The 24,528-nt window shown below is 73.3% G+C and carries 21 protein-coding genes; 13 read left to right on the top strand and 8 right to left on the bottom strand.

What is annotated here, in order from left to right; genetic code table 11:
• A partial coding sequence (locus V7793_RS13950; RefSeq protein WP_336006392.1) for a serine/threonine protein kinase occupies positions 1-1,698 on the top strand: 1,698 nt, incomplete at its 5' end.
• Here the strand turns inward: V7793_RS13950 and V7793_RS13945 are convergent.
• Positions 1,683-3,290, bottom strand: coding sequence for a class I adenylate-forming enzyme family protein (locus tag V7793_RS13945; protein ID WP_336006391.1), 1,608 nt, complete (start codon positions 3,288-3,290; stop codon positions 1,683-1,685). The genes V7793_RS13950 and V7793_RS13945 overlap by 16 nt on opposite strands.
• Positions 3,291-3,421: 131 nt before the next feature.
• Here V7793_RS13945 and V7793_RS13940 point away from each other — a divergent pair, with 131 nt between their 5' ends.
• The 4 genes from V7793_RS13940 to V7793_RS13925 all read left to right on the top strand — a co-directional run bounded on the left by V7793_RS13940 (position 3,422) and on the right by V7793_RS13925 (position 7,747).
• Complete coding sequence (locus V7793_RS13940; RefSeq protein ID WP_336006388.1) at positions 3,422-4,621, top strand: amidohydrolase family protein; 1,200 nt, start codon at positions 3,422-3,424, stop codon at positions 4,619-4,621.
• Positions 4,622-4,626: 5 nt separating this feature from the next.
• Entirely contained in the window at positions 4,627-5,796 is a 1,170-nt protein-coding gene (locus tag V7793_RS13935) for an acyl-CoA dehydrogenase family protein (protein ID WP_336006385.1), read from the top strand.
• A gap of 2 nt (positions 5,797-5,798) precedes the next feature.
• Entirely contained in the window at positions 5,799-6,863 is a 1,065-nt protein-coding gene (locus tag V7793_RS13930) for an acyl-CoA dehydrogenase family protein (protein ID WP_336006401.1), read from the top strand.
• Positions 6,864-7,276: 413 nt separating this feature from the next.
• Positions 7,277-7,747, top strand: coding sequence for an ATP-binding protein (locus tag V7793_RS13925; RefSeq protein ID WP_336006383.1), 471 nt, complete (start codon positions 7,277-7,279; stop codon positions 7,745-7,747).
• Between the two features lie 263 nt (positions 7,748-8,010).
• Here the strand turns inward: V7793_RS13925 and V7793_RS13920 are convergent, their stop codons facing one another.
• Entirely contained in the window at positions 8,011-8,934 is a 924-nt protein-coding gene (locus V7793_RS13920) for a cyclase family protein (protein ID WP_336006381.1), read from the bottom strand.
• A 102-nt stretch (positions 8,935-9,036) separates the two neighbouring features.
• Between V7793_RS13920 and V7793_RS13915 the strand changes: the two genes are divergently transcribed.
• The 4 genes from V7793_RS13915 to V7793_RS13900 are packed head-to-tail and all read left to right on the top strand — an operon-like array spanning position 9,037 to position 13,693.
• Positions 9,037-9,948 (top strand): SDR family NAD(P)-dependent oxidoreductase, encoded by a 912-nt coding sequence (locus V7793_RS13915; protein ID WP_336006379.1) that lies wholly within the window; start codon positions 9,037-9,039, stop codon positions 9,946-9,948.
• Positions 9,949-9,961: 13 nt separating this feature from the next.
• On the top strand, positions 9,962-11,125 hold the full coding sequence (locus V7793_RS13910; RefSeq protein WP_336006377.1) for an acyl-CoA dehydrogenase family protein: 1,164 nt from the start codon (positions 9,962-9,964) through the stop codon (positions 11,123-11,125).
• Positions 11,122-12,585, top strand: coding sequence for an aldehyde dehydrogenase family protein (locus V7793_RS13905; protein WP_336006374.1), 1,464 nt, complete (start codon positions 11,122-11,124; stop codon positions 12,583-12,585). The genes V7793_RS13910 and V7793_RS13905 overlap by 4 nt, the downstream gene beginning before the upstream one ends.
• 34 nt (positions 12,586-12,619) lie before the next feature.
• Complete coding sequence (locus V7793_RS13900) at positions 12,620-13,693, top strand: Zn-dependent alcohol dehydrogenase (RefSeq protein ID WP_336006371.1); 1,074 nt, start codon at positions 12,620-12,622, stop codon at positions 13,691-13,693.
• A 64-nt stretch (positions 13,694-13,757) separates the two neighbouring features.
• Here V7793_RS13900 and V7793_RS13895 read toward each other — a convergent pair whose 3' ends face one another.
• A complete protein-coding gene (locus tag V7793_RS13895) occupies positions 13,758-14,789 on the bottom strand; it encodes a GlxA family transcriptional regulator (RefSeq protein WP_336006367.1) in 1,032 nt (343 codons plus the stop codon).
• Positions 14,790-15,050: 261 nt separating this feature from the next.
• Between V7793_RS13895 and V7793_RS13890 the strand changes: the two genes are divergently transcribed.
• Complete coding sequence (locus tag V7793_RS13890) at positions 15,051-16,349, top strand: MFS transporter (protein ID WP_336006399.1); 1,299 nt, start codon at positions 15,051-15,053, stop codon at positions 16,347-16,349.
• 91 nt (positions 16,350-16,440) lie between these two features.
• On the top strand, positions 16,441-17,472 hold the full coding sequence (locus tag V7793_RS13885; RefSeq protein WP_336006364.1) for a hypothetical protein: 1,032 nt from the start codon (positions 16,441-16,443) through the stop codon (positions 17,470-17,472).
• 43 nt (positions 17,473-17,515) lie between these two features.
• On the opposite strand, the gene V7793_RS13880 is transcribed toward V7793_RS13885, so the two are convergent.
• The 3 genes from V7793_RS13880 to V7793_RS13870 are packed head-to-tail and all read right to left on the bottom strand — an operon-like array spanning position 17,516 to position 21,374.
• Positions 17,516-18,181 carry a flavin reductase family protein gene (locus V7793_RS13880; protein WP_336006360.1) on the bottom strand — a complete coding sequence of 222 codons (666 nt, stop codon included), beginning with the start codon at positions 18,179-18,181 and terminating at the stop codon, positions 17,516-17,518.
• Positions 18,182-18,232: 51 nt separating this feature from the next.
• Positions 18,233-19,111: an enoyl-CoA hydratase/isomerase family protein gene (locus V7793_RS13875; protein ID WP_168091095.1), complete on the bottom strand. Its 879-nt coding sequence runs from the start codon at positions 19,109-19,111 to the stop codon at positions 18,233-18,235.
• A 37-nt stretch (positions 19,112-19,148) separates the two neighbouring features.
• Positions 19,149-21,374 (bottom strand): acetate--CoA ligase family protein, encoded by a 2,226-nt coding sequence (locus tag V7793_RS13870; protein ID WP_336006355.1) that lies wholly within the window; start codon positions 21,372-21,374, stop codon positions 19,149-19,151.
• A gap of 237 nt (positions 21,375-21,611) precedes the next feature.
• Between V7793_RS13870 and V7793_RS13865 the strand changes: the two genes are divergently transcribed.
• On the top strand, positions 21,612-22,106 hold the full coding sequence (locus V7793_RS13865) for a Zn-ribbon domain-containing OB-fold protein (protein ID WP_336006395.1): 495 nt from the start codon (positions 21,612-21,614) through the stop codon (positions 22,104-22,106).
• Here the strand turns inward: V7793_RS13865 and V7793_RS13860 are convergent.
• The gene (locus V7793_RS13860) at positions 22,045-22,740 is read right to left on the bottom strand and encodes a pyridoxine/pyridoxamine 5'-phosphate oxidase (RefSeq protein ID WP_336006351.1); all 696 of its coding nucleotides are present in this window, start codon (positions 22,738-22,740) and stop codon (positions 22,045-22,047) included. The two genes, V7793_RS13865 and V7793_RS13860, sit on opposite strands and share 62 nt — an antisense overlap.
• Positions 22,741-22,897: 157 nt before the next feature.
• Positions 22,898-24,076: a thiolase C-terminal domain-containing protein gene (locus tag V7793_RS13855; protein WP_336006347.1), complete on the bottom strand. Its 1,179-nt coding sequence runs from the start codon at positions 24,074-24,076 to the stop codon at positions 22,898-22,900.
• An 87-nt stretch (positions 24,077-24,163) separates the two neighbouring features.
• Here V7793_RS13855 and V7793_RS13850 point away from each other — a divergent pair.
• A partial coding sequence (locus V7793_RS13850; RefSeq protein ID WP_336006343.1) for an acyl-CoA dehydrogenase family protein occupies positions 24,164-24,528 on the top strand: 365 nt, incomplete at its 3' end.

Raw genomic sequence — 24,528 nt, 5'->3', positions numbered from 1 at the left:
GCCAGTGGCTCCGCCCCGGTGCCCGTACCCCGGCCTGCGGGCCCCCTCCACGGCGCGCCCCCCGGCGGGAACCGGCCCCGAGGCCCCGCCGACGGGGCGAGCACCGCCCGCCCGGACGTCCCCGAGGTGAAGCTCCCCGGGACGGCCGCCTCATGGCCCGGCCTTCCCGGACTGATCCCCGGCCCGCCCCCTCCCCGCCCCGCCGCCACCCCGCCGCGCGCCCCTGCCGCCCCCGAACCCCCGCCCCCGCCCGTATCCCCGTCTCCGCCGCCCCGCCCTGCCGTCAGCGCCCCCGATGCCCCGGCTGCCTGGGGGAGTCCCGCGCAACAGCCCGGGAGCCCCCTCGCCGCCGAGCGTGCCCGGCAGGTCCGGATGGTCGTCGTCGGGGCCGTCACCGAGCGGTGGGCCCCGGAGCAGGCGTGGCCCGTCCAGGAGAGCTGGCAACTGGCGCCCCCGGTCGGCCCCGCGGCCGACTTGTGGGCGCTCGGGGCCCTGCTCTTCCGTGTCGTGCAGGGGCACGCCCCCTATCCGGAGGACAGCGCAGCCGAGCTGGTGCGGATCGTGTGCGCGGAGCCTCCCGCGTTCGCCGAGGAGTGCGGCGCTCTGCGCCCCGTCGTCGAGTCGCTGATGCGCAAGGACCCGGCCGAGCGCCCGGAGTTCGAGGAGCTCCGCGGCTGGCTGCGCTCCCTGATCCGCTCGGCACCGGAACCGGATCCCGGCGGCCGCACGCTCACGGTTCCGCCCGCCGAGCCGGAGCCCCCGGCGGAGGACCGGCACCGGCTCCCGGCCGTCCGGCGCAAGGGCGAGGTCGTGCGCCGCAGGCGCGGCAGCCGTTCCATCACGGCCGTGGACACCGCCCCGGCCGCGCACGGCCGCCACAAGAAGACGGCCAAGGACAACGCCCCCGCCGCCCGCCCCGCGGAACCCCGCACCGGCCACTTGCAGGAGCAGCGCGGCCGCCCCGCCCGCTCGGCGTACGGGCTGGGCCGGCTGCTGCTGGGCCTGGTCCTGCTGCTGCTCCTCGGCGCCGTGCTGTACGCGATGGTGTTCATGCCGCGCGCCGAGGAGAGCGCGGGCCGGGCGGGCAGGGCGACCGAGGACCTCGCGGGCACGGCCGACGCACGCAGCGCAGCGCCCCGCGCGCCGGCCACCACGGGCAAGTCGGGCGGGAGCAGCCCGCCGGCGGCGTCGGCGGGTCCGGTCACGTCGGCCTCGGCGGAAGCACGGAGCGCCGACTCCGGCGGCCCCGCCGAGGGCTTCGCCCTGCGCCGCGACCCCAAGGGGTTCACCGTGGCCGTGGCCGAGGACTGGCGGCGCCGGGGGGAGAACGACCGCGGGCAGGTCGTCTACGCCGGCGGGGACTATCAGCTCATCGTGGTGCCCGGCCGGGACAAGGTGGCGGAGTTCGGCAGCGATCCGATGGCGTACCAGCAGGAGAAGGAGCCCGAGCTGGCGGCGTACCGCTCCTCGTCGTGGTCCGGGGCCTCCGGGCTGCGCCGCATCGACGTGGGCCGCACGGCGTCGGCGGAGGGCACGTTCAACTGGACGGACAGCGACGGCCGCCAGGTCTACGTGCGCAACTCCGCCACGATCCTGGGCGGCCGCTACCACCTGCTGCAGGTGATCGGGCCGGTGAACGAGCAGCGCGCGGTGGACCGCTTCTTCGAGCAGGCGGCGGCCGCCTACCGGGCGGACTGACCGGGCTCGCCGCACGCTCCGAAGCGCTCCCGCAGCTTGTACTTGAGCACCTTGCGCAGGGTGTTGTCGCGGGGGAGCAGGGCGACCAGCTCCAGCTGCTCCGGGATCTTGTGCCTGGACAGCCCGGCGCCCGTCAGGTGGGAGGCGAGCTCGCCGAGGGTGAGTGGTGCGGTTCCGGGGGTCTGCTGGACGACGGCGCAGACGCGTTCTCCGCGTACGGGGTCGGGCAGTCCGATCACTGCGGCGTCGTCGACGGCCGGGTGGCGCCGCAGGAGTTGTTCGACTTCCTGGGCGGAGATGTTCTCGCCTTTGCGGATGATGACGTCCTTGGCGCGGCCGGTGAGGACAAGGTGGCCTTCGGCGGTGAGGAAGCCGAGGTCGCCGGTGATGAGGAAGCCGTCGGCGTCGAAGGCCTCGGCGGTCTGGGCGGGGTCGAGGTAGCCCCGGCAGACGGCTTCGCCGCGCAGCCGTACCCCGCCTTCGGCGCCGGCCGGCACGGGCTCGCCGTGCGCATCGGTCACGCGGATCTCCATGCCCGCGGGCGGCCGCCCTTCCGTGCGGGCGAGGTGTTCCGCCGTGTCCTCCGGATCCCCCATGGTGATCAACGGGGCTTCGGTCATGCCGTAGCCGTGGGCCAGCCGGCAGCCCAGCTCGCGGACCACCTCGCCGTAGAGCTCCGGCGGCCTGGGCGCGCCGCCGCCCGCCAGGAGCCGGAGGGTGGGGATGATCTTGCGCCCGGGCTGTTTGCGCTGTTCGGCGAGGAACATCGAGTAGAAGGCGGTCGATCCGCCCGCGACGGTGACGCCGTTGCGGCGGTAGGCGTCGAGCGAGCCGGGCAGGGCGAAGTGCTCCACGAGGAGGGCGGGGAAGCCGCGCAGGAGGAGTATCACGGTGTAGTCGGGGCCTGCGACGTGTGCGTAGGGGAAGGCCATGGACCCGACGTCCTGCGGGGTGAGCCGCAGTGCGGCGGCCAGGAAGGCGCCGGCGGTGATGAGCCCGCGGTCGGTGTGCAGGGCGCCCTTCGGGGCGGAGGTGGTGCCGGAGGTCCAGTAGATCCAGCGGACGGCGGTGCCGTCGGCCGGCGGGGGCGGGAGCGTCGCGGGGTCCCCTTCGGGCAGGCTGCCGTGGACGGTGAGTACGAGGGGCGGGGCGGGGAGGGCGAGGGCGAGCCGGCACGCCATGACGGAGTGGTCGAAGCCCCGCCATATGCCGGGGACGGCGAAGAACCCGGCCTCGGTGGCCCGTAGCGCGTGGCCGACCTCGTGGTCGCGGTAGGAGGGGATGAGGGGCGTCTGCACGGCGCCGATGCGGGCCAGCGCGAAGGACAGGACGACGGTCTCGATGCGGGTGGGCAGCTGCCAGGCCACCCGGCTGCCGGGGCGCACCCCGAGCGCGTACAGCCCGGCGGCGGTGCGTTCGGCGCGCGTCCGCAGCTCTCCGAAGGCCGTCGTGCGGTCGCCCGCCCCGGGCCCGGTGCCGTCCGGCTCGTCGGCCTGGATGAGGGCCGGTGCGCCGGGGGTCAGCTCCGCGCGGCGGTCGAGCAGCTCCCACAGGGTGCGGGAGGCGGACAGGTCGTCGGCGGCGCGGGTCATGGCGGGCCCTCCATGGAACTGACTGTGCGTCAGAGAAGTGCGGCGAAGCGTAGGCCGTCACGCCTTGTCGGTCCAGGGGGCCGGGGCTAGCCTCAGAGCTGACTGACCGTCAGATAACGGGAGTGCCCCCGATGGAACTGCCCCGCATCGTCAGCGTCGACGACCACGTCATCGAGCCCGCCCACCTCTTCGAGCGCTGGCTGCCCGCCCGCTACCGCGACCGCGGCCCCCGCCCCCTGACCACCGGTATCGGCCGGCTCGAGTACACCGGTGGCAAGTACGTCATCGCCATGGACCCCGACGGGCCGCCCGCCGACTGGTGGATCTACGAGGACCTCCGCTTCCCCTACAAGCGCAACATCGCCGCCGTCGGCTTCGACCGCGACGAGATGACCCTGGAGGGCATCACCCGCGCCGAGATGCGCCCCGGCTGCTGGGACCCCGCCGAACGCCTCAAGGACATGGACCTCAACCACGTCGAGGCGTCCCTGTGCTTCCCGACCTTCCCGCGCTTCTGCGGCCAGACCTTCGCCGAGGCGCACGACAAGGAGGTCGCCCTCGCGTGCGTACGCGCCTACAACGACTGGATGGTCGAGGAATGGTGCGGCGACAGCGGCGGCAGGCTCATCCCCCTGTGCCTCATCCCGCTGTGGGACGTGGACCTCGCCGTCGCCGAGATCCACCGCAACGCCGCCCGCGGCGTCCGGGCCGTGACCTTCAGCGAGCTCCCCACCTGCCTCGGCCTCCCCAGCATCCACACCGGCTACTGGGACCCCTTCTTCGCCGCCTGCCAGGAGACCGGCACTGTCGTCAACATGCACATCGGCTCCTCCTCGCAGATGCCCGCCGCATCCCCGGACGCGCCGCCCGCCGTCCAGGCGACCCTGTCCTTCAACAACGCCATGGCTTCCATGGCCGACTTCCTCTTCAGTGGCGTCCTCGTGCGCCATCCCCGCCTCAAACTCGCCTACAGCGAGGGTCAGATGGGGTGGATCCCCTACGCCCTGGAGCGCGCCGACGACGTCTGGGAGGAACACCGCGCCTGGGGCGGCGTGCGCGACATCGTCCCCGAGCCGCCCTCCACGTACTACTACCGCCAGATCTTCTGCTGCTTCTTCCGCGACAAGCACGGCGTCGCATCACTCGACGTCGTCGGCCGCGACAACGCCACCTTCGAGACCGACTACCCCCACGTCGACTCGACCTTCCCCCACACCAGGCAGGTCGCCCTCGAACACGTGCGGGGACTGGACGACGAGACCGTCCGCAAGCTCATGCGCGGCAACGCCATCCGCATGCTCGGCCTGGACCTCGACCCCCTGGGCGGGTGAGGGCGATGGACCTCACCCTCACCGGGGAAGAGGAGGACTTCCGCCGGCGGCTGCGCGCCTGGCTCCACGACACCCTGCCCGGCCTTGCCCCCGAGCCCCCCGCCGACGACTGGCCCGCACGCCGCGCCTACGACTGCGCCTGGCAGCGCGCCCTCCACCACGCCGGCTACGCGGGCCTGCACTGGCCGGCCGAAGCCGGCGGCCGGGGCGCCACCCCTGCCCAGCACCTGATCTTCATCGAGGAGACCGAGCGCGCCGGAGCCCCCTACGTCGGCGCCAACTTCGTCGGCCTCCTGCACGCGGGCCCCACCATCGCCGCCGAGGGCACCGCGGCCCAGCGCGCCCGCTGGCTGCCCCCGATCCTGCGCGGAGAGGAGATCTGGTGCCAGGGCTTCTCGGAACCCGACGCCGGCTCCGACCTGGCCTCCTTGCGCACCCGGGCCGTCCGCGACGGCGACTCCTACGTCATCACCGGCAGCAAGATCTGGACCTCTCACGCCGAGGTGGCCGACTGGTGCGAACTCCTCGTCCGCACCGACCCCGCGGCCCCCCGGCACCGCGGCATCTCCTGGATCGCCCTGCCGATGAACGCCCCCGGCGTCACCGTCCGGCCGCTGCGCACCCTCGCGGGGACCACCGAGTTCGCCGAGGTGTTCCTCGACGAGGTGCGGGTGCCGGCGACCCACCGCGTCGGCCCCGAGAACGACGGCTGGCGCGTCAGCGTGGTCACCCTCTCCTACGAGCGCGGCACCGCCTTCGCCGGCGAGGTCGTCGCCTGCCGCCGCACCCTCGCCCGGCTCGCCCGCGCGGCCCGCGCCAACGGCCGCTGGGACGACGCGGTACTGCGCCGCCGCCTCGGGCGCCTGCACGCCGAGTTCACGGCGCTGTGGCGGCTCGTCCAGTGGAACGTCAGCGAAGCGGCCCACGCCGCGCGCGCCGGCGGCGACGGAGTCCCGGGCGCCGGCGGCTCCGTCTTCAAGCTGCGCTACTCCCAGGCCCGCCAGGAGCTCTACGACGCCGCCGCCGAGGTACTCGGACCGGAGTCCCTGGACGTCCGCCAGGAGTGGACGGCGCAGCGCCTGTCCTCGCTCTCCTACACGATCGCCGCGGGCACCTCCCAGATCCAGCGCAACATCATCGCCGAGCGCATCCTCGGCCTCCCCAAGGGGCGATGACCATGGACTTCCGCCTCACCGACGACCAGCGGGCCCTGCAGGCGGGGATGCGGAGCCTCCTCGCCGCCCGCCATCCCCGCGAGCGGCTGCGCGCCCTGGCCGACGCCCCTTCACCGGCCGGACCCCGCGGGCCGGACCCCGCGTTGTGGCGGGCCCTGGGGGAGGCCGGGTTCTTCTCCCTGCGGCTGGCGGAGAAGGACGGCGGCGTGGGGCTCGGGATGCCCGAGGCGGTCCTCCTCTTCGAGGAGGCCGGGCGCGCCCTCCTGCCGGGGCCGCTCGTCGCCACGCACCTGGCCGCGGGCCTCGTCGAGGGGGCGGCCGAGGGCACCTGTGTGGTGACGGCCCTGGACGGCCCCGGAGCGGCCGAGCACCTCGCCTCCGCCGAGGCCGTCCTGCTGCTCGACGGCCCGGCCGCCCGGCTCCTGCACGCGGGCGCCGGGGGAGCCCCGCGAGCCCTGCGGGCGCGCCCCGTCCGGTGCGTGGACCCGACGACGCCCCTCCACCTCGTACGACAGCTTCCCCGGCGAATGGACGGCGGCGCGCCCGGCCTGCCCGCCGACGCGGCCCGGATGCGGCGGGAGGGTGCCCTGCTGACCGCGGCACAGCAACTCGGCAGCGCCTTCCGCACCGTCGAGCTGGCGGTCTCCCACGCCCGGCACCGCTCCCAGTTCGGCCGCCCCGTCGGCGGCTTCCAGGCGGTGCAGCATCTCTGCGCCGAGATGCTCGTGCGCGCCGAGCTCGCGCGTGCCGCGGTCTATGCGGCGTCACTCTCGGTGGAGCCCGACAAACCAGCTGAAATCGCCACCGCCAAACTGCTCGCTGACAGTGCAGCTGTGCGCAATGCTCGTGACTGTCTGCAAGTGCACGGTGGCCTGGGGTTCACCTGGGAATCCGACGTCCATCTGCACCTCAAACGTGCCTGGCTGAGGCTCCGTCAATGGCAGTCCTCCACCGATTCCGAGGAATTACTTGCGAATACCCTGCTCGGCGATGCTTCACACATCCCGGGCCGCCGTCCGGCGAATGATGCAACGGATGTTCTGGACGCAGAGAATGTCACGGCGTAATCGTCATGGGTGAAATGACGGGCATGTCATGCCGAACCGCTCGCAGCATGTCGATATCAGGCTGTGTCCCGGACGTTACTCGTCACGGGGCGGAGTCGGGTCCGGGCTCGGGTACTCTCCCTTGAATGCGAGAGGTTCAGAAGCGCGACGGGGTGGAAGTTGCCCATGTGGCGTCGCCGGGCGTGCACATGTCTGACGCTCGTCCCGGAACGGGTCCGAAAGGCCCTCGGTGTTCGAGTCTCCGCAGCACGCGTCGCACAGTATGCAGCAGCCATACTCCTTTGCGCCGGAATATGCCCGAAGCGCTTGTTGGGGTGACTGTGCGTCAACCATGCTGTCTCGGAAGGAGATCACGTTCCGTGATCCCTCGGAGACGCGAGGCGTTGTGTCCGCCGGTACGGATGGTGTGAGCGGTGCAGGTGCTTCAGATGCAGATGGAGGTCCGGGCCGACCCCGCGGAGGTGGGGCGGGCCCGCAGGTGGGCGAGGTCGCGACTGGCCGGGTCGGGGATAGGCGTCGATGAGCCGCTCGCCGAGACGCTGATCCTGCTGATCTCCGAGCTGGTCACCAACGCCGTGGTCCACACCGGCTGTCCGGCCGTGCTGCGGATGCTCTTCCCGGGCGCCGGCGCTGCCGGGGCCGGCGGCTACGCGGGCACCGTCCGCGTCGAGGTCGCCGACATCAGCGCCCGTCCGCCCCGCCGCAGGTGTGCGGGCGGCGAGGACACCGGCGGCCGCGGTCTGGAGCTGGTCGACGGTCTCGCCGACCGCTGGGGCTGGCAGGCTGAGGGCAGCGGCAAGCGCATCTGGTGCGAGGTCGACCGCACGAGCCCCTCGTGGGTCGGCGCTTTCGATGGACCGCGCGCCGTCATAAATCGGGCTTAATCGACAAAGTCCAGACCAGGTGTTGACGTGAAGTGTCCACGTGATCACCCTTGGATGCAGCGATTCGTTGCGAGGGGACGTCGAGAGGCCCATGGTCACCGGGCTGCCTTGGCGAGTACGGGTCGCGGTCCGGCGCGGTTCAGGGCTTCGGCGCCGGAGCCGGCGGCGACGTGCGGTGCCGTGCTCGGGGTGCGCATCGGCACGTCGCCGCCTGCTCACGCCCCTTGGGGTCCTCTCCTGCCGCCCTGTCCGTCCGTCGCGGCTCAGAGCACGGCGACCGGCGCCACGGGCGCCCCCACCCCGCCCTCGAAGGGCTCGGGTGTCGCCGTCAGCAGGAAGGCGTAGCGCCGCTCCTCCGCGCATGCCACGGAGAGCCCCTCCAGATTCCAGTTCTGTCCCTGCATCATTCCCATCTCCACGAGGTGGAGTGCGTGCACCGGCAGCCACAGCCCTTCGATCTCCGGCGGGAACACCTCGAAGCAGAGGGTGTCGTCGGCGACGGCCGCCACGTCCCGGGCGTGGAACCACTCGGGCGTCCGGATCGACAGCCCGGGCGACGAATGCCCGTACGCCCTCCGGTCGCCGCCCAGATAGTGCTGCATGTGGCCGGTGCGGACGAGCGCGATGTCCCCCGGGCCCACGGCGACCGCTCCCATGGCCTCGGCCGCTTCCAGGTCCTCCGGGGTGACCGCGTGGCCGGGCTCCAGGCGCTCCACGCCCCGGGCGCGCGCCACGTCGAGCAGCACCCCGCGCGAGACGACGTTCCGGGCCTTCTCGATGCCGCTGTAGGCGGCGCGCGCGTGCGCGGTCACCGAGTCCGCCGGCCGGCCGTTGTAGATCCTGCCGCCGTGGGAGACGTGCGGCAGTGCGTCCCAGTGGGTGCCCGCCTGGAGGCCCATGGTGACGGCGTCGTCGCTCGTGGCCACTGATTCCGGGGCGTACTGCTGGTTGATGGAGATCATCGTGTGGAGGGGATTGACCCTGCCGGGGATCAGGCCGGTCTGGATCCCGCGCTGCCTCAGAGGTACGGCCAGGGCCACTCTCCGGCCGGTGAGCACGGTGGCCGCGGCTTCGCGGACGACGGCGTCCGTGATCAGGTTGAGGGTGCCGATCTCGTCCCTCTCACCCCAACGCCCCCAGTTGTTGACCCGCTTGGCGATCTCGTGGAACTCCGGCGGCAGCGGCATGGACTCCCTCCCCGGATCGGTCCCTGTGCGGGGCTTGTGCCTTCGCGGGCTCTGCCCAAAAATCTAACGGTCCGTCAGATGGAGCGGGAAGGGGCGTGCGCCATGGGGAGCTTCTTGGCCGGAAAAGCGGTCGCCGTCACCGGCGCGGGCCGCGGCATCGGCCGCGCCGTCGCCCTCGCCTGCGGGGCCGAGGGGGCAAAGGTCGTGGTCAACGACTACGGCGTCTCCGTCGAAGGGAACGAGCCCACGAGCGAGGTCGCCGCCACAGTGGTCAAGGAGATCGAGGCGGCCGGGGGCGAGGCCGTCGCCGTCGCGGACGACGTGTCCGCCATGTCCGGCGGACAGCGGATCGTGGACACCGCCCTCGCCCGCTACGGGCGGCTCGACGGCGTCGTCTGCGCCGCCGGGATCCTGCGCGAGCGGATGCTGTTCAACATGACCGAGGAGGAGTGGGACCCCGTCATCGCCACCCACCTCAAGGGCACCTTCACCGTCTTCCGCGCCGCCTCCGCGGTCATGCGCCGCCAGAAACACGGCACCCTCATCGGCTTCACCAGCGGCAACCACCAGGGCAGCGTCGCCCAGGCCAACTACTCCGCCGCCAAGGGCGGCATCATCTCCCTCGTCCGCAGCGCCGCCCTCGGCCTGCACAAATACGGGATCACGGCCAACTGCGTCGCGCCCGTGGCCCGGACGCGGATGTCCGCCGGCGTGCCGATGGAGCTCGAGGAGATCGGCGACCCCGAGGACGTGGCGGCACTCGTCGTCTACCTGCTCGGCGAACAGGCCCGCGAGCAGGGCGTCACCGGGCAGGTCTACACGGTCGCCGGCCCCAGGATCGCCGTGTGGGCCCAGCCCCGCGAACTGCGCTCCGTCTGCGCGGAAGGCCCCTGGACACCCGAGCGGATCGCCGGCCTCCTGCCCCGTACCGTCGGCACCGACCCCATGCCGATGCTCGCCCGTCTGGAGGCGATGGCCGAAGCGGCCGCCGCCAAAGCCCGCCCCAACGCGTGACGGGGAGCCACCCATGGACTTCTCCTTCGGGCCGGAGGACCGGGCCCTCCGGCAGGAGGCGCGCGCCTGGCTCGCCGAACACCTCGCCGGGGAGCCGCCTCCCGCCGCGGGCCGCGCCTGGGAACGCAAGCTGGGCGCCGACGGCTGGATCGGCCTCGGCTGGGATCCCGCAGCCGGCAACTACGGCAACCGCACCGCGCCCCTGACCGGACAGGTCGTCTGGGCCGAGGAGTACTCCCGCGCCGGGGCGCCCGCCCGCCTCGGCCACATGGGCGAGCACCTCCTCGCCCCCACCCTCATCGCCCACGGCGACCCCGCACAGCGCACCCGCTTCCTCCCCGCCATCGCCCGCGGCGAGGAGATCTGGTGCCAGGGCTACAGCGAACCCGGCGCAGGCTCCGACCTCGCCGCCGTTCGCACCGCCGCCGTCAGGGACGCCGGCGGCCGCACCTACCGCATCACCGGCCAGAAGCTGTGGACCTCCCACGCCCACCGGGCCGACTGGTGCTTCCTGCTCGCCCGCACCACTGCCGGCTCCCACCGGCACCACGGGCTCTCCCTTCTGCTCGTACCGATGGACCAGCCCGGCCGCATCGAAGTCCGCCCTGTCCGGCAGCTGACCGGCGAAGCCGACTTCAACGAGGTGTTCTTCGACGGCGCCGAGGCCCGTACCGACCACGTGCTGGGCGGGGAAGGCGACGGCTGGCGGGTCGCCATGGACCTCCTCGGCCGGGAGCGCGGGGTGGCCACCCTCGCGCAGCAGATCGGCTTCGCCGCGGAGCTCGCCCGCATCGTCCGCCTCGCCCGGGAGACGGGAGCCGCAGCGGAACCGGCGGTGCGCGACCGGATCGTACGGCAGTGGGCCGACCTGAGGACCATGCGGTGGACGGCCCTGCGGACCCTGGGCGGCACGGGCGCCCCCGGTGCGCCCAGCGTCGCCAAGCTGCTCTGGAGCAGCTGGCACCAGCGCCTCGGCGAGCTGGCCATGGACGTGCGGGGTGCGGGTGCGGCCCTCGGGCCGCACGACTGGAGCGAAGAGCGCCCCTATGAACTCGACGCGCTGCAGCGGATGTTCCTCTTCGCCAGGGCCGACACGATCTACGGAGGCTCGGCCGAGGTGCAGCGCACCGTCATCGCCGAGCGCGTGCTCGGCCTCCCGAAGGAGCCCCGGCCATGAGGACGTACGGGAACTGGATCGGCGGTCAGTGGCGCACGCCGGAAAAAGGTCACTATCCAGTTGTCAATCCGGCGACCGAGCAGGTCGTCGGGGCGGCACCGGAGGCGACCCCCGCCGAGGTCGCCGCCGCCGTGACCGCCGCGCAGGCCGCGCAGGACGGCTGGTCCCGTACGGATCCGCGCGAACGCGCGGCCGTACTGAACCGGACAGCGGAACTGATCACCGAACACGAAGCGGAGCTCCTGCCCCTGCTCCAGGCCGAGACGGGCGCGACGGCGCGCGTCACCTCGGCCCTGCAACTGCCCCCGGCGGTGGACCGCTTCCGCCGCTACGCCCGCGGGGCGCTGGAGCCGGCGGTCATCCCGTTCGCACCGCACCCGGCCCAGGGCAGCCCGCTCGCTCCCGGCGGCCTGATGGGCGCCGCCGCGGTCCGTCGCCCCGTGGGCGTCGTCGCCTGCATCACCTCCTACAACTTCCCGGTCGTCAACCTCGTGGGCAAGCTCGCGCCCGCCCTGGCCATGGGGAACACGGTCGTCGCCAAGCCGGCGCCGCAGGATCCCCTCTGCTGCCTCCGCCTGGGCCCGATCCTCCGGGAGGCCGGCCTCCCGGACGGCGTCTTCAACATCGTCACCGGCTCGGGGCCGGGCGCCGGCCGAGCGCTCGTGTCCCACCCCGGCGTCGACATGATCAGCTTCACCGGCTCCACCACGGTCGGAAAACAGATCGCCGAGGCCGCGGGGAGGTCGATGAAGCGCACCCTGCTCGAGCTGGGCGGCAAGGGCGCGGCCATCGTCCTGGGGGATGCCGACGACGCGGTGCTCAGGTCGGCGATCGGGGCGGTCGGTTCGGTCTGGTCCTTCCACAGCGGACAGATCTGCACGGCGCCGACCCGGGTGCTCGTGCAGCGGGCGCTGTACGAGAAGGTCGTCGCCGGTCTCGAACGTTACGCCCGGGCGCTGAAGATCGGGGACCCTGTGGAAAACTCCACGGTCGTCGGCCCGTTGATCTCCGCCGCCCAGCGCGACCGGGTCGAGGCGTACATCGCCGCCGCCCGTGCGGACGGCGCCCGGATCGTCGCCGGCGGCACCCGCCCCGACATCAAGCCGGGTTTCTACGTCGCGCCGACCCTTATCGCCGACGCCGACCCCGAAAGCCCCGTAGCCCGCGAGGAGTTGTTCGGGCCGGTCGTCGTCGCCCTGCCCTTCGAGGACGACGAGGAAGCCGTCCGCATCGCCAACAGCACCTCCTACGGCCTCCACGACTACGTCTTCAGCGCCGACTCCGCCCGCGCCTGGGCCCTCGCCGCACGCCTGCGCAGCGGGAACGTCGGCCTCAACACCGTCCAACGGCACCCCGAGACACCGTTCGGCGGCTTCAAGGAGAGCGGTGTCGGCAGGGACGGCGGCTCGTTCGGCCTGGAAGCGTACAGCGAACTCCAGTCGGTGGTCTGGGCGTCCTGAGCCCGCGCCGCACCCTTCCGAGAGGACCGCAGCCATGCGAGGCGTCATCTTCGACGGAAAGCACCCCCTGGTCGCCGACGACCTGGAGGTCCGCGCACCGGGCCCCGGCGAGGTCCTCGTCGCCGTCGCGGCCGCCGGCCTGTGCCACAGCGACCTGTCCGTGGCCGACGGCACCATCCCCTACCCGCTGCCCGTGGTGCTCGGGCACGAGGGCGCGGGCGTGGTCGAGGCCGTGGGGCCCGGCGTCACCCACGTAGCGCCCGGTGATCACGTGGCCCTGTCCACGCTCGCCGCCTGCGGCGCCTGTGGCGAGTGCGACCGGGGCCGGCCGACCATGTGCCGCGAGTCGATCGGCAAACCGGCCCGGCCGTTCACCCGCAGAGGTGAGCGACTTTTCCACTTCGCTTCCTGCTCCGCCTTCGCGGAACGCACCGTCGTCAAAGCCGTCCAGGCGGTCAGGATTCCCACCGCCATACCGCTGACCTCGGCGGCGCTGATCGGCTGCGCCGTCCTCACCGGCGTCGGCGCCGTCCTCAACCGGGCCCGGGTCCGCCCCGGCGCATCGGTCGTCGTCATCGGCGCCGGCGGGATCGGGCTCAACGTCCTGCAGGGCGCCCGGATCGCCGGAGCCTCGGTCGTCGTGGCCGTCGACGCCAACCCGCGCAAGGAAGCTGCGGCCCGGCAGTTCGGAGCCACCCACTTCGTCGACGCCGGCGCCGTCCCCGGCACTTCGGCCGCCGTCCGCGCCATCCTGCCGACGGGTGCCGACCACGCCTTCGAGTGCGTCGGCGACACCGGACTCGTCCGGCAGGCGATCGACCTGCTCGACCGGCACGGCCAGGCGGTGCTGCTCGGCGTGCCGCCGGCCGGCGCCGAGGCGTCCTTCCCCGTCTCGTCCCTCTACCTCGACAAAGCGATCCTGGGCTGCCGCTACGGCTCCTCGCGCCCGCAGCACGACATCGCCCTCTACGCCCGGCTCTACCAGGAGGGACGCCTCCTCCTGGACGAACTCGTCACCAGGACCTACCCGGTCGAGGACTTCGCGCAGGCCGCGGACGACACCCTGAACGGCCGTGTCTCCCGCGCCGTCCTCACCTTCGGCCGCTGAACGCGGCCCCGCGCCGCAGGATCCGCCGGGACGGCGCAGACCGGACGACGCCGCCCGGCCGCACTCAGCGCCGGGCGGCCCGGCCCACCGCACGGAACGTCCGCCGGTAGGCGGTCGGGGAGACGCCGAGCGCCGCCTGCAGGTGCTGCCGCATCGACGCGGCCGTGCCGAACCCTGCGTCCCGCGCGACCTGGTCGACGGAGAGGTCGCTGTCCTCCAGCAGGTGGCGCGCCCGCTCGACGCGCTGCTGCGTCAGCCACTGGCCCGGGCTGATGCCGACCTCTTCACGGAAACGGCGCGTGAACGTCCGGACGCTCATCGCCTCCTGCTCGGCCATGTCCCGCAGCTGGATGGGCCGGTCCAGCCGTCCCAGCGCCCAGGCGCGGGCCGCAGTGGTCGTCGCGAGCTGGGGTTCGGGAACCGGCCGCTGGATGTACTGCGCCTGGCCGCCGTCGCGGTGCGGCGGGACGACGCTGCGCCGGGCCACCTCGTTCGCCACGGCCGTGCCGTGGTCGCGCCGCACGATGTGCAGGCACAGGTCGATGCCGGAGGCCACGCCGGCCGACGTCAGGACGTCGCCGTCGTCGACGAAGAGCACGTCGGCGTCCACCCGGACGGACGGGAACATCCGCTGGAAGCGTTCCGTGCTGGTCCAGTGCGTGGTCGCGGGCCGGCCGTCGAGGAGGCCCGCTGCCGCGAGGATGTACGAACCGGTACAGATCGACACCATGCGCGTGCCGGGGCGGATGCGGGCGAAGGCGGCGGACAGGTCGTCGCCGAGCCGGCCCTCGTCGTAGGGCAGCCCGAACTCGTAGGAGGCCGGAACGACGATCGTGTCGGCCTCGGCCAGGGCCTCCGGGCCATGCTCGACGTTGATCGAGAAATCGGCGTCGGTCTGCACCGGCCCGGCCTCCAGGGCGCAGGTCACCACCTCGTACAGCGGGTCCCCGGAGGGCGTCCTGGCCTTGCCGAAGATCCGGTACGGGATGGCCAGTTCGAACGGGATCACGCCGGCCAGGGCGAGCACGGCCACACGGTGCGGCGGCGCGTCGGGATGCTGGTCGGAGCGGGTGATCCCCGCCGTCCTCTGCGTCATTTCCGTTCGCCCCCCAGAAGGTTTCCGTGCTGCTCGGCACTGCCCGGCACTGCCCGGCACTGCTCGGCACTGCCCGGCACTGCCCGGCACTGTCCGGTCCGGCGTGGCAAGATCCGGCCGGATTGCTTGGCCCGATCCTAGCGGATGCTGTCCTTTCGGCCACTCGTCCGGAGGGAAGCCCCTCCTGATGCTGATGACGTGACCCACGCAACCGGACTTCCCACCCCGCCGGAGAGACCCTCCGGGCGCCCGGACCCCTCCATGCCCCCGGGCGCGGCCGCAGGCCCCGGCCGGCGCCGCCCGCGCCTCCACCGCGCCTGGTCCGTGGCCGCCGTCACCTTCGTGACGATCATCGGCGCGGCGGGCTTCGCCTCCCTGCCCGGCCTGCTGATCGAGCCGCTCCACGGCGAGTTCGGATGGTCACGCGGCACGATCGGCTTCGCCGCTTCCGTCAACCTCGCCCTGTACGGCCTCACGGCACCCTTCGCCGCCGCCCTGATGGACCGGTTCGGCATCCGCAAGGTCGTCGCCTGCGCCCTGACCGTGATCGCCGCCGGTGCCGGGCTGACGGTCTTCATGACCGCCGCATGGCAGCTCGTGCTGTGCTGGGGCGTGCTCGTCGGCCTCGGCAGCGGCTCCATGGCCCTGGCCTTCGCGGCCACCGTCACCAACCGGTGGTTCACGGCCCGGCGGGGACTGGTCACCGGAATCCTCACCGCCGCCGGAGCGTCCGGGCAGTTGGTCTTCCTTCCGCTGCTCTCCTGGATCGTCGAGCACCACGACTGGCGGCCCGCCGCCGTGACCGTCTCCGTGGCCGCCCTCGTCGTCGTGCCGTTCGTGTGGCTGCTGCTGCGCGACCACCCGGCGGACGTCGGCCTCGCCCCGTACGGCAGCGATGCCCCCGTACCGAAGCCGGTGCCCGCGCCCGGTGCGGCGCGGCGTGCGGTCAAGGCGCTGCTCGACGCAGCCCGTACGGGGCCGTTCTGGCTGCTGGCGGGGACCTTCGCGATCTGCGGAGCCTCCACGAACGGTCTGGTGAAGACGCACTTCGTGCCCGCCGCGCACGACCACGGCATGCCGATGACGGCCGCCGCGGGGCTGCTCGCCGTGATCGGCGTCTTCGACGTCGCCGGGACCATCGCCTCCGGATGGTTCACCGACCGGTTCGAGGCGCGCAGGCTGCTGGCCGTCTACTACGGGCTGCGGGGCCTGTCGCTGATGTTCCTGCCGATGCTGCTGGCACCTTCCGTCCACCCGCCGATGGTCTTCTTCATCGTCTTCTACGGTCTCGACTGGGTCGCCACCGTGCCGCCCACCATCGCCCTGTGCCGCGAGCACTACGGCGAGGACAGCGCGATCGTCTTCGGCTGGGTGCTCGCCTCCCACCAGGTCGGCGCCGCAGTGGTGGCCTTCCTGGGCGGCGTGGCCCGTGACGCCTTCGGGTCGTACGACGTCGTCTGGTACGCCTCGGGCGCGCTGTGCGCCGTGGCAGCCCTCATGGCTCTGGTCATCCGCAGGCGGCCGCATGTGACCGGGCGGCTCGCGGCGGGCCCGGCGTAAGCGCACACATACGGTCAAGCAGGGATCAACCGGTCGGCAAAAGCAACCTCTCAGCCCCTGGGGGAATCCTTCCCTGGGGAGAGGGGCAGTGATGACACAGCACACCGAGCCGGAGGCCGTACCGGACGCGATACCGGACGCCGCACCGGTCGACGCGGTGGCGGGGACCGAGTCCGGGGAGACCCCTCGGGCGCAGAGGCGCGTGATGCACCCGGACGGCTTCGGCGCGGCGTTCTGCGCGTCGATGGCTGCGCTGTGTGCAGAGGCCGCCGTCGCCGGGACCACCGGCGTCCTCGTGCTGCTCTCGCGCGAGCACGAGGGCCTGCCGCACGGTCTCCTCGTGATCGCCGGGCTCGTGTTCGCCGTCGTCCTGCTCGGCGTCCTCGTCAGCGGGTTCGTCACGGCCGCCGCCGTGATGCCCGCACTGGCGCTCGCCCGTACGGTCACCCGCCGCCCGGGCCGCCGCGACGGCCCGCTGTGGAACGCAGCCGCGGTGCCCTTCGTGTCGGCCGCCGCGGTGGCCGTGTTCGGCGGCGTGTCGGCCCTCGGCAGCCTCTCCCCGGCGGCCCCGCTGAAGTACCTCCTGTGGTGGGCCTGCCTCACGGCCGCCCTGCTCCCCGCCACCTTGATCGCCGGAGTCGCCGGACGGCGCATCCGGGAAGGACGGTCCGTGCGCATGGCCCGCAGGGTCGCGCGCGACGGCGTCATCGCATGGTTCGCCGTGGGGGCCGTCGGGGCAGCCGTCTACGGAACCGGAGCGGTCGAGGTCTACCAGCCGCCCAGGCTCGACTCGGCGCAGCTCGCCGGCGTCTGGAGCGACGGCCGCGACGGCACGGTCAAGCTGTCCGCCGACGGCACGGCCGTGGCCGACGGCCTCGACAACTACGTGTGGGACGGCACCGGCAAGGACCGGCCGAAGGACTGCGACGGCTCGGGGACGTGGAAGCCGGTCAAGGGCAACGGGAAGGTCCAGGGCCTGTCGCTGCGCATCGGCTCGTGCGAGCTCAGTCGCAACTGGAGCGTCAGCGGCACCGGCAAGGAGCCCCGGCTCTTCCATGAGGTCGGCAAGCCGGGCTCCGGCAAGCGGTACGTGCTGACGAAGGTCGTCGAGCGCAGGAAGTGACCGCCGCGCCGGGGCCCGGCGGGTACAGGCCGGGGCCCGGCGGTCACGGGTCGAGCGCGGTGAACGTTCCGAACGTGCTCCCGTAGAAGATCAGTGGCCCTTCCTGGGGCGCGGTCGCGGCCGCGTTCTCGTCCGCTCCCAGCGCCTCGACGCGCCCCACGACGATGAGGTGGTCCCCGCCCGTGTGCACGGCGTGCACCGTGCAGTCGGCCCACGCGAGCACGTCCGCGAGCAGGGGTGACCCCGTCGCGGGCGAAGGGCGGTGCCGTATGCCCGTGAACTTGTCCGCCGCCTGCGCGCCGCTCACCGCGAAGGCCCTGCAGAGTGCGCTCTGCCCGGCGCCGAGGATGTTGACGCAGAAGACCCCGGCGCGGGCGATGCGCGGCCAGGTGGTGGACGTACGGCCGACCATGAAGACCACGAGCGGCGGATCGAGGGACAGTGAGGCGAAGGACTGGCACGCGAAGCCCGCGGGCGGTCCGCCGCCGGCGCCGGGTGCGGTGATCACGGTGACGCCGCCGGCGAACCGGCCCAGGACGCGGCGCAGTTCCCGGGGAGCGGGCGGAGGCTGCTCGTCCGCCCGGACGGCCCGCAGCTCCGGCCGGGGCATCGGTTCGGGCGGCGGCGTCGCGGGGGCCGGTGTGCCGGCGGGGCGCAGATAGCGGACGGCGAGGGCGGCCATGCCTGCGTGTCCCATCATGAAAGCCATTGAATCTGATGGCTCGTCAGTTTTGAAGGTTCCCGGGACCGCTAAGGACCGCTAATGCCCCCGGTAGGCGGGGCTGCGGTGTTCGAGGAAGCTCTTGACGCCCTCCCGTGCGTCCTCCGTCGTCATGTTGATCTCCTGAGCGGCGGCCTCCGCGGCGAACGCCGCCGCACGGTCGCTGTCGAGCGAAGCGTTGACCAGCTGTTTCGTGAGGGCGAGGGCCCGTGTCGGACCGGTGGCGAGTCGCTCGGCCCACGAGCGCGCCGTGGCCGTCAGCCCCGCCCCGGCCACGACGCGGTTGACCAGCCCCATCCGCTCCGCCTCGGCGGCGGTGAGCGCGTCGCCGAAGAACATCAGCTCCTTCGCGCGCTGCGGCCCCACCAGCCGCGGCAGCAGATACGCGCCGCCGCCGTCGGGGACGAGGCCGCGGCGCACGAACACTTCGACGAAGGTGGCGGATTCGGCCGCGAGGACGAGGTCGCAGGCCAGCGCGAGGTGCGCGCCCAGCCCCGCCGCGGTCCCGTTCACGGCGGCGATCACGGGTTTCTCGCAGTCCAGCACGGCGGCGACCAGCCGCTGGGCGCCCCGGCGGATCGTGCGCGCCACGTCGCCGGGCAGCCGGCCCGAGGCGACGGACGCCGCCGATACGCCCGGAACGGCCGGGTCCATGGCGCTGGACGCGGTGGCGCGCAGGTCGGCGCCGGCGCAGAACGCCGCGCCCGTGGCCGTGATGACGACGGCCCTGACGGCCGGGTCGGCCGAGGCCCCGGACAGCTGGGAAATCAGAAGTTCCCGCTGCTCGGGGGCTATGGCGTTCATGACCTCGGGGCGGTTGAGCGTGATCCACGAGACCCCGTTGTCAGTGGTGTGGAGTATCACTGAGTCATCGGGACCGCCGCGGTCGAGCGGCTTGTCACGGGGGGAGAGGGACATGGGGGTTCTCCTGCTTCCACGCGCTGCCGCGCGCTGTTCAGTGGCAGAAGGCGAGCGCGTCCAGGGCCACGGCGCCCTGACCGCGCTCGAGCACCACCAGGGGGTTGATGTCGAGTTCGGCGAGTGCCCCGCCCAGCTCCAGAGACATGCGCTGGACACGCAGGACGGTCTCCACGAGCGCGTCCACGTCGGCCGGGGGCGCCCCCCGGACGCCGTCCAGCAGGGCGCGTCCGCGCAGCCCTTCGAGCATGGCGCGCGCGTGGTCCTCACCGAAAGGCGGCACGGCCACCGCGGTGTCGTGCAGCACCTCCACCAGCGCCCCGCCCAGGCCGACGGTCACCGTCGGGCCGAAGAGGCTGTCGGGCGAGATGCCGACCACCATCTCGACCCCGCGGCCCACGAGTTGGCAGACGAGGACGCCGTCCAGCGGCAGCCCTTCGTAGCGCGCGATGTCGGTGAGCTCGCGATAGGCGTCGCGGACCTGGCTGGCGGAGGTCAGACCGATCTTGACCAGGCCCAGCTCGGTCTTGTGCGCGAGCTGCGGGCCCGAGGCCTTCATCACCACCGGGTAGCCCACGAGCCCGGCCGCCCGTACGGCCGCCGCCGCGCTGGTCACCAGCTGTTCGCGGGGTACGCGTATGCCGTACGCGCGCAGCAGCTGCTTGGCCGCGTGCTCGCTGAGCTGCTCGCCCGGGCGCATGAGTTCCTGCGCCTTGCGCGCCGAGGGGGACGGGGTGCGGGGCGCGGTGTCGAAGGGGGAGCGGTAGGCCGCGGTGAAGCGGTGGTGGCCGAAGTAGGCGCGCACGGCGGTGACGCAGTTGGAGAAGGTGCGGAAGGTGGCCACGCGCGAGGAGCCGAGAAGGGTGGTGCGATAGGCGTCCTCGGTGCCGACGGGGGAGCCCCAGACCACGCAGACCAGCTTGTCCGTCTGCTCCGCCGCGTCGGCGAGGTCGCGCACGAGCTTGTCGCTCATGGGCGGGAAGGGCCCCGGTACGGGGCAGATGAGCACGCCGATCGAGGGGTCGTTCAGCAGCGCGTCGATGATCTTGCGCCCGCGATGGTCGCCGACGGGGTGGCCGCCGCAGTCCACGGGGTTGGCCACGTTCAGGTACTCCGGGATCCACTGGTGGAGCTCGGCCTGCTTCGCGGCGGAGAGGGCGGGGAGCGCCAGGCCCGCGGCCGTGGCCAGGTCGGCGAAGTGGGCGCCGGTGCCGCCGGATATCGAATAGACGGCGACGCCGTGGGCCCGGGGCGGCCGGGCGCGGGCCAGCAGCGCCGCGGTGTCCTGCAGCTCGTCCAGGCTGTCGACGCGGATCACGCCGAACTGCCGCATGGCCGCGTCCACCACGTCGTCCGCGCCGGTCAGCTTGCCGGTGTGGGAGGCGGCGGTGCGGGCGCCGGCCTCCGTCCGGCCGACCTTGACGGCGACGACGGGCACCTTGTGCCGGGCGGCCCGGTCCGCGGCGAGCAGGAAGGCGCGGCCGTCCTTGAGGCCTTCCACATACGCGGCGATCGCCCCCACCTCGGGCCGGGTGGCGAAGTAGGAGATGAAGTCCGCGCACTCCAGGTCGGCCTCGTTGCCGGTGGGCGCCCAGTGCGAGAGCCGGATGCCGAGCTCCTGGAGGGCGAAGACGGGGCGGCCCTGGTGGCCCGACTGGGTGATCAGGGCGATGGCGGGGCCGTCGAGGTCGTCGCGGAAGTGCTCGAAGGCGTTGAGGTTGGTGTTGGGGCCGAGGAGGCGGACCCCGGAGCGCCGTGCGGCGTCCGCGAGGGCGGCCTGGGCGGCGGCGCCCGCGGGGCCGGTCTCGGCGAATCCGGCGGCGAAGGCCACGGCGAAGGCGGCCTTCGAGCCGTCCAGCTCCTCCAGGACGGGGAGCGGGTCGCCCACGAGGAGGACGGCGAGGTCGACGCGTTCGGGCAGGTCGCGGACGGACGGATGGCAGGGGAGGCCGAAGACGGACGTACGGGTGGGGTGTACGGGGTGCAGGCGCGCGCCGACCCGCTCGGACCAGGCGATGAGCTGCCGGGTGATGCCGGTGTTGGGGCGGCCCTCGGCGTCCGAGGCGCCGACGACGGCGACGGTCTCGGGGCGGAAGAGCCGGTCCAGGCCGGGTATGTCCGAGCGCAGAGGCCTGCCGCTGACGTCGGTGTCCTCGGTGCCGTCGGCCGTGCCGTGGACGGCGGGGCCCGGACGCTCGCCGCAGGCCACCACGCGGGCCGGACGGGAGGTGGTGGTGAGGGTGCCGTGAGTCGATCCAAGCATCGTGTCTCGTCCACTCCTGCTCAATGGCCGACAAGCTGACGTATAGTCAGGCTACCTAGCTGACGTTCTGTCAGGAATGGCGCTGCGGGCAAACAAACGGAGGGCGGGGACGGGAATACGCCCGGGGAAACGGGCGCGGAATGCAAGGGGGTTGGTGAATTGCACGCGAATCGTCCGCCGGCGTCCCCGGCGTCACCGGCGCAGCGTTTCGCCGGGCCGCCGGCACCGCGTTTCGACATCCCGGAAGCGGATGCCTTCACCCGCCCCTACTGGGAAGCGGCGGGCCGGGGCCGGCTGCTGATACGCCGCTGCCGCGCAGCCGGCTGCGGGCTGGCCCACCACTACCCCAGGGAGTTCTGCCCGCGCTGCTGGAGCGAGGACGTGGCCTGGGAGGAAGCGAGCGGCCGGGCCACGCTCTACACCTGGTCGGTCGTCCACGTGAACGACCTCCCGCCCTTCGGCGGGCGGGTGCCCTACACGGCGGCCGTGGTGGACCTTGCCGAAGGGCCGCGGATGATGACGGAAGTCGTCGGGTGGGAGGAGAGCGGGCTGCGGATCGGCATGGCACTGGCGGTCCGGTTCCGGGAACTGGAAGGGGCGCGGCCCGCAGGCGAGCCTCCCCTGTGCATACCGGTGTTCGGCGCTCTCCTCGACGCCGGTGCGGAAGGGGTCAGGGCCAGAGGAGCTCGGTCCTCCAGCCGTCTTCCGCAGGGGGACGGCGGCGGTAGTTGAGGCGCACGTGCCGGCGCCGGGCGTCCCCCTGGAAGAACTCGACTTCCTGCGCCTCCAGGACGTACAGGGTCCAGCTGCCGACGGGGGCGTCGGGCTCGCGCCGGGCCCGCTCCCAGGCGGCGTCCGAGGCGCGCTCCAGCTCCTCGTACGACGTCAGCACCTCGCTCTGCCTGCCCACCAGTGCCGCCGCCAGTGCACCCGTGGAGCGCCGGGCCAGGTCCGCCCGGCTCTCCGCGGCGCCCGCGGCCGTCACCGTCCCCTGGATGCGGATCTGGCGGCCGACCGCCGGCCAGTAGAAGCCCAGGGCCGCCTCCGGGCGGACGGCCAGCTCCCGGCCCTTGCGGCTCGTGCGGTGCGTGGCGAAGTGCCAGCCGTGCTCGTCGGCGTCGTGGAGCATCAGCGTCCGTACGGAGGGCCGGCCGGTCGCGTCGGCGGTGGCGAGCGTCATCGTGTGCGGTTCCGGCGTTCCGGCTCCGGCGGCGTCGATGAGCCACTGCTGGAAGAGGGGCAGGGGGTCGGCGGGGGCGGAGGCCGGGTCGAAGTGCGGCAGTTCGGTGTCCCACACGGGCAGGGAACGGAGGAGATCGTGGAACTTCTGCCGGCGGGTGGCGTCCTGTTCGTCTTCGTCGCTCATGGGCCCATCCAACACCGGCGCGTCCCGCGTGACGCTGTTGCCCGCGGCCCCGTCTCGCATGGCCCGGCCTCGTACGGCCCCGTCCCGTCCGGCCCTGTCCCGTCCGGCCCTGTCTCGTACGGCCTGGTCTCGTACGGCCTGGTCCCGTACGGCCCGGTCAGTCGCGGGCCAGGACCACGGTCCCCGCCGAGCAGAACCAGCCGCCCGTGCCCGAGGCGACGGCGATCCGCGGGAGCTCCCCGTCCGGCCTGCGCACCTGACGGCCCTCCTCGGCCTCGCCGCGCAGCTGCCGCACGGCCTCGACCAGGAGGAACAGTCCCCGCATCCCGGGGTGGCAGGCGGAGAGGCCGCCACCGTCCGTATTGACCGGCAGTCCGCCGCTCACTGTCAGCCTGCCCTGCTCCGTGAAGGCGCCGCCCTCGCCCTTGGCGCAGAAGCCGAGGTCCTCCAGCGTCACGAGCGTCATATAGGTGAAGGCGTCGTACAGCTCGGCCACGTCCACCTCCGCGGGGGTGATGCCCGCGCGCTCGAAGGCCAGCCGCCCGGAGCGGGCGGCGGGGGAGACGGTGAAGTCCTCCCACTCCGACATCGTCGTGTGGGACACCGCCGTGCCGGCTCCCAGCACCCACACGGGCGGCCGGGCGGCGCCCGCGGCGTACTCCTCGGCCGCCAGCAGCACGGCGCAGCCGCCGTCCGAACGGATGCAGCAGTGGAGCTTGGTGAACGGGTCGGCGATCACGGGGCCGCCGAGGACGTCGTCCACGGTGATCGGGTCGCGGTACATGGCGTGGGGGTTGTGGCGGGCGTTGGCGCGCGCCTGGACGGCGATGCCGGCGAGCTGTTCCGGCGTGGTGCCGTACTCGTGCATGTGGCGGCGTGCGGCCATGGCGTACTTGGCGATGAGCGTGTGCCCGTAGGGGGCTTCGAACTGCAGTGGGCCCCGGGTGCCGTAGGAGAGGCCGGCGGTCCGGCGTCCCGCCTTGAGGTCGGCGCGGGCGGTCGAGCCGTAGACGAGGAGGACGGCGTTCGCGTGTCCCGCGGCGATGGCGTCGGCCGCGTGGGCCGCCATGACCTCCCAGGTGGCTCCGCCGACCGAGGTCGAGTCCACCCAGGTGGGGCGCAGGCCCAGGTGGTCGGCGATCTCCATGGGGGCCAGGGTGCCCAGGCCGGCGGAGGCGAGCCCGTCGACGGCGGACCGGCCGAGCCCGGAGTCGGCCAGGGCGCGCCGGGCCGCCTGTGCGTGGAGGTCGTAGGGGGTGGCGGAGTCGACCCGCCCGCAGTCCGAGAGGGCGATGCCGACGACGGCGACCTTGCGTGCGCGGCGGACGGAAGCCATGAACTGACGCTACATCAGATAAGGGGTGGGAAAGTCGGGTTGCCGGATTTAAAATGACGGCCCGTCAGATCCGGGAGGGCGTGTCCCATGGATGCCGCATTCACCGAGGAGCAGGGCGAGATCCGGCGCACCCTGCGCGAACTGCTGCTCAAGCGCTGCGGGCCGGAGGGGATCCGGGCGGCGGTCCGCACCCGGGCCGGTTACGACGAGCCGCTGTGGCGGCAGCTGGCCGAGCAGCTCGGGCTGCCCGGGCTCGCCGTGGAGCGACGCTACGGAGGCGTGGGATGCGGCCCCACGGAGCTCGCCCTGGCCTGTGAGGAGACGGGCCGCATGCTGCTGCCGTCCCCGCTGCTTGCCACGGCGGGCCTCGTGGCCCCCTTGGTCGCCGCCCTGGGCACGCGCACGCAGCGCACGGAGCTGCTGCCGCGCATCGCCTCCGGCGAGCTGACGGG

This window comes from Streptomyces sp. KLMMK (genome assembly GCF_036961605.1).
Lineage (GTDB): Bacteria > Actinomycetota > Actinomycetes > Streptomycetales > Streptomycetaceae > Streptomyces > Streptomyces telluris.
Note: the sequence above shows the minus strand (reverse complement) of the source record. Positions and strands in the feature narration are given on the sequence as shown.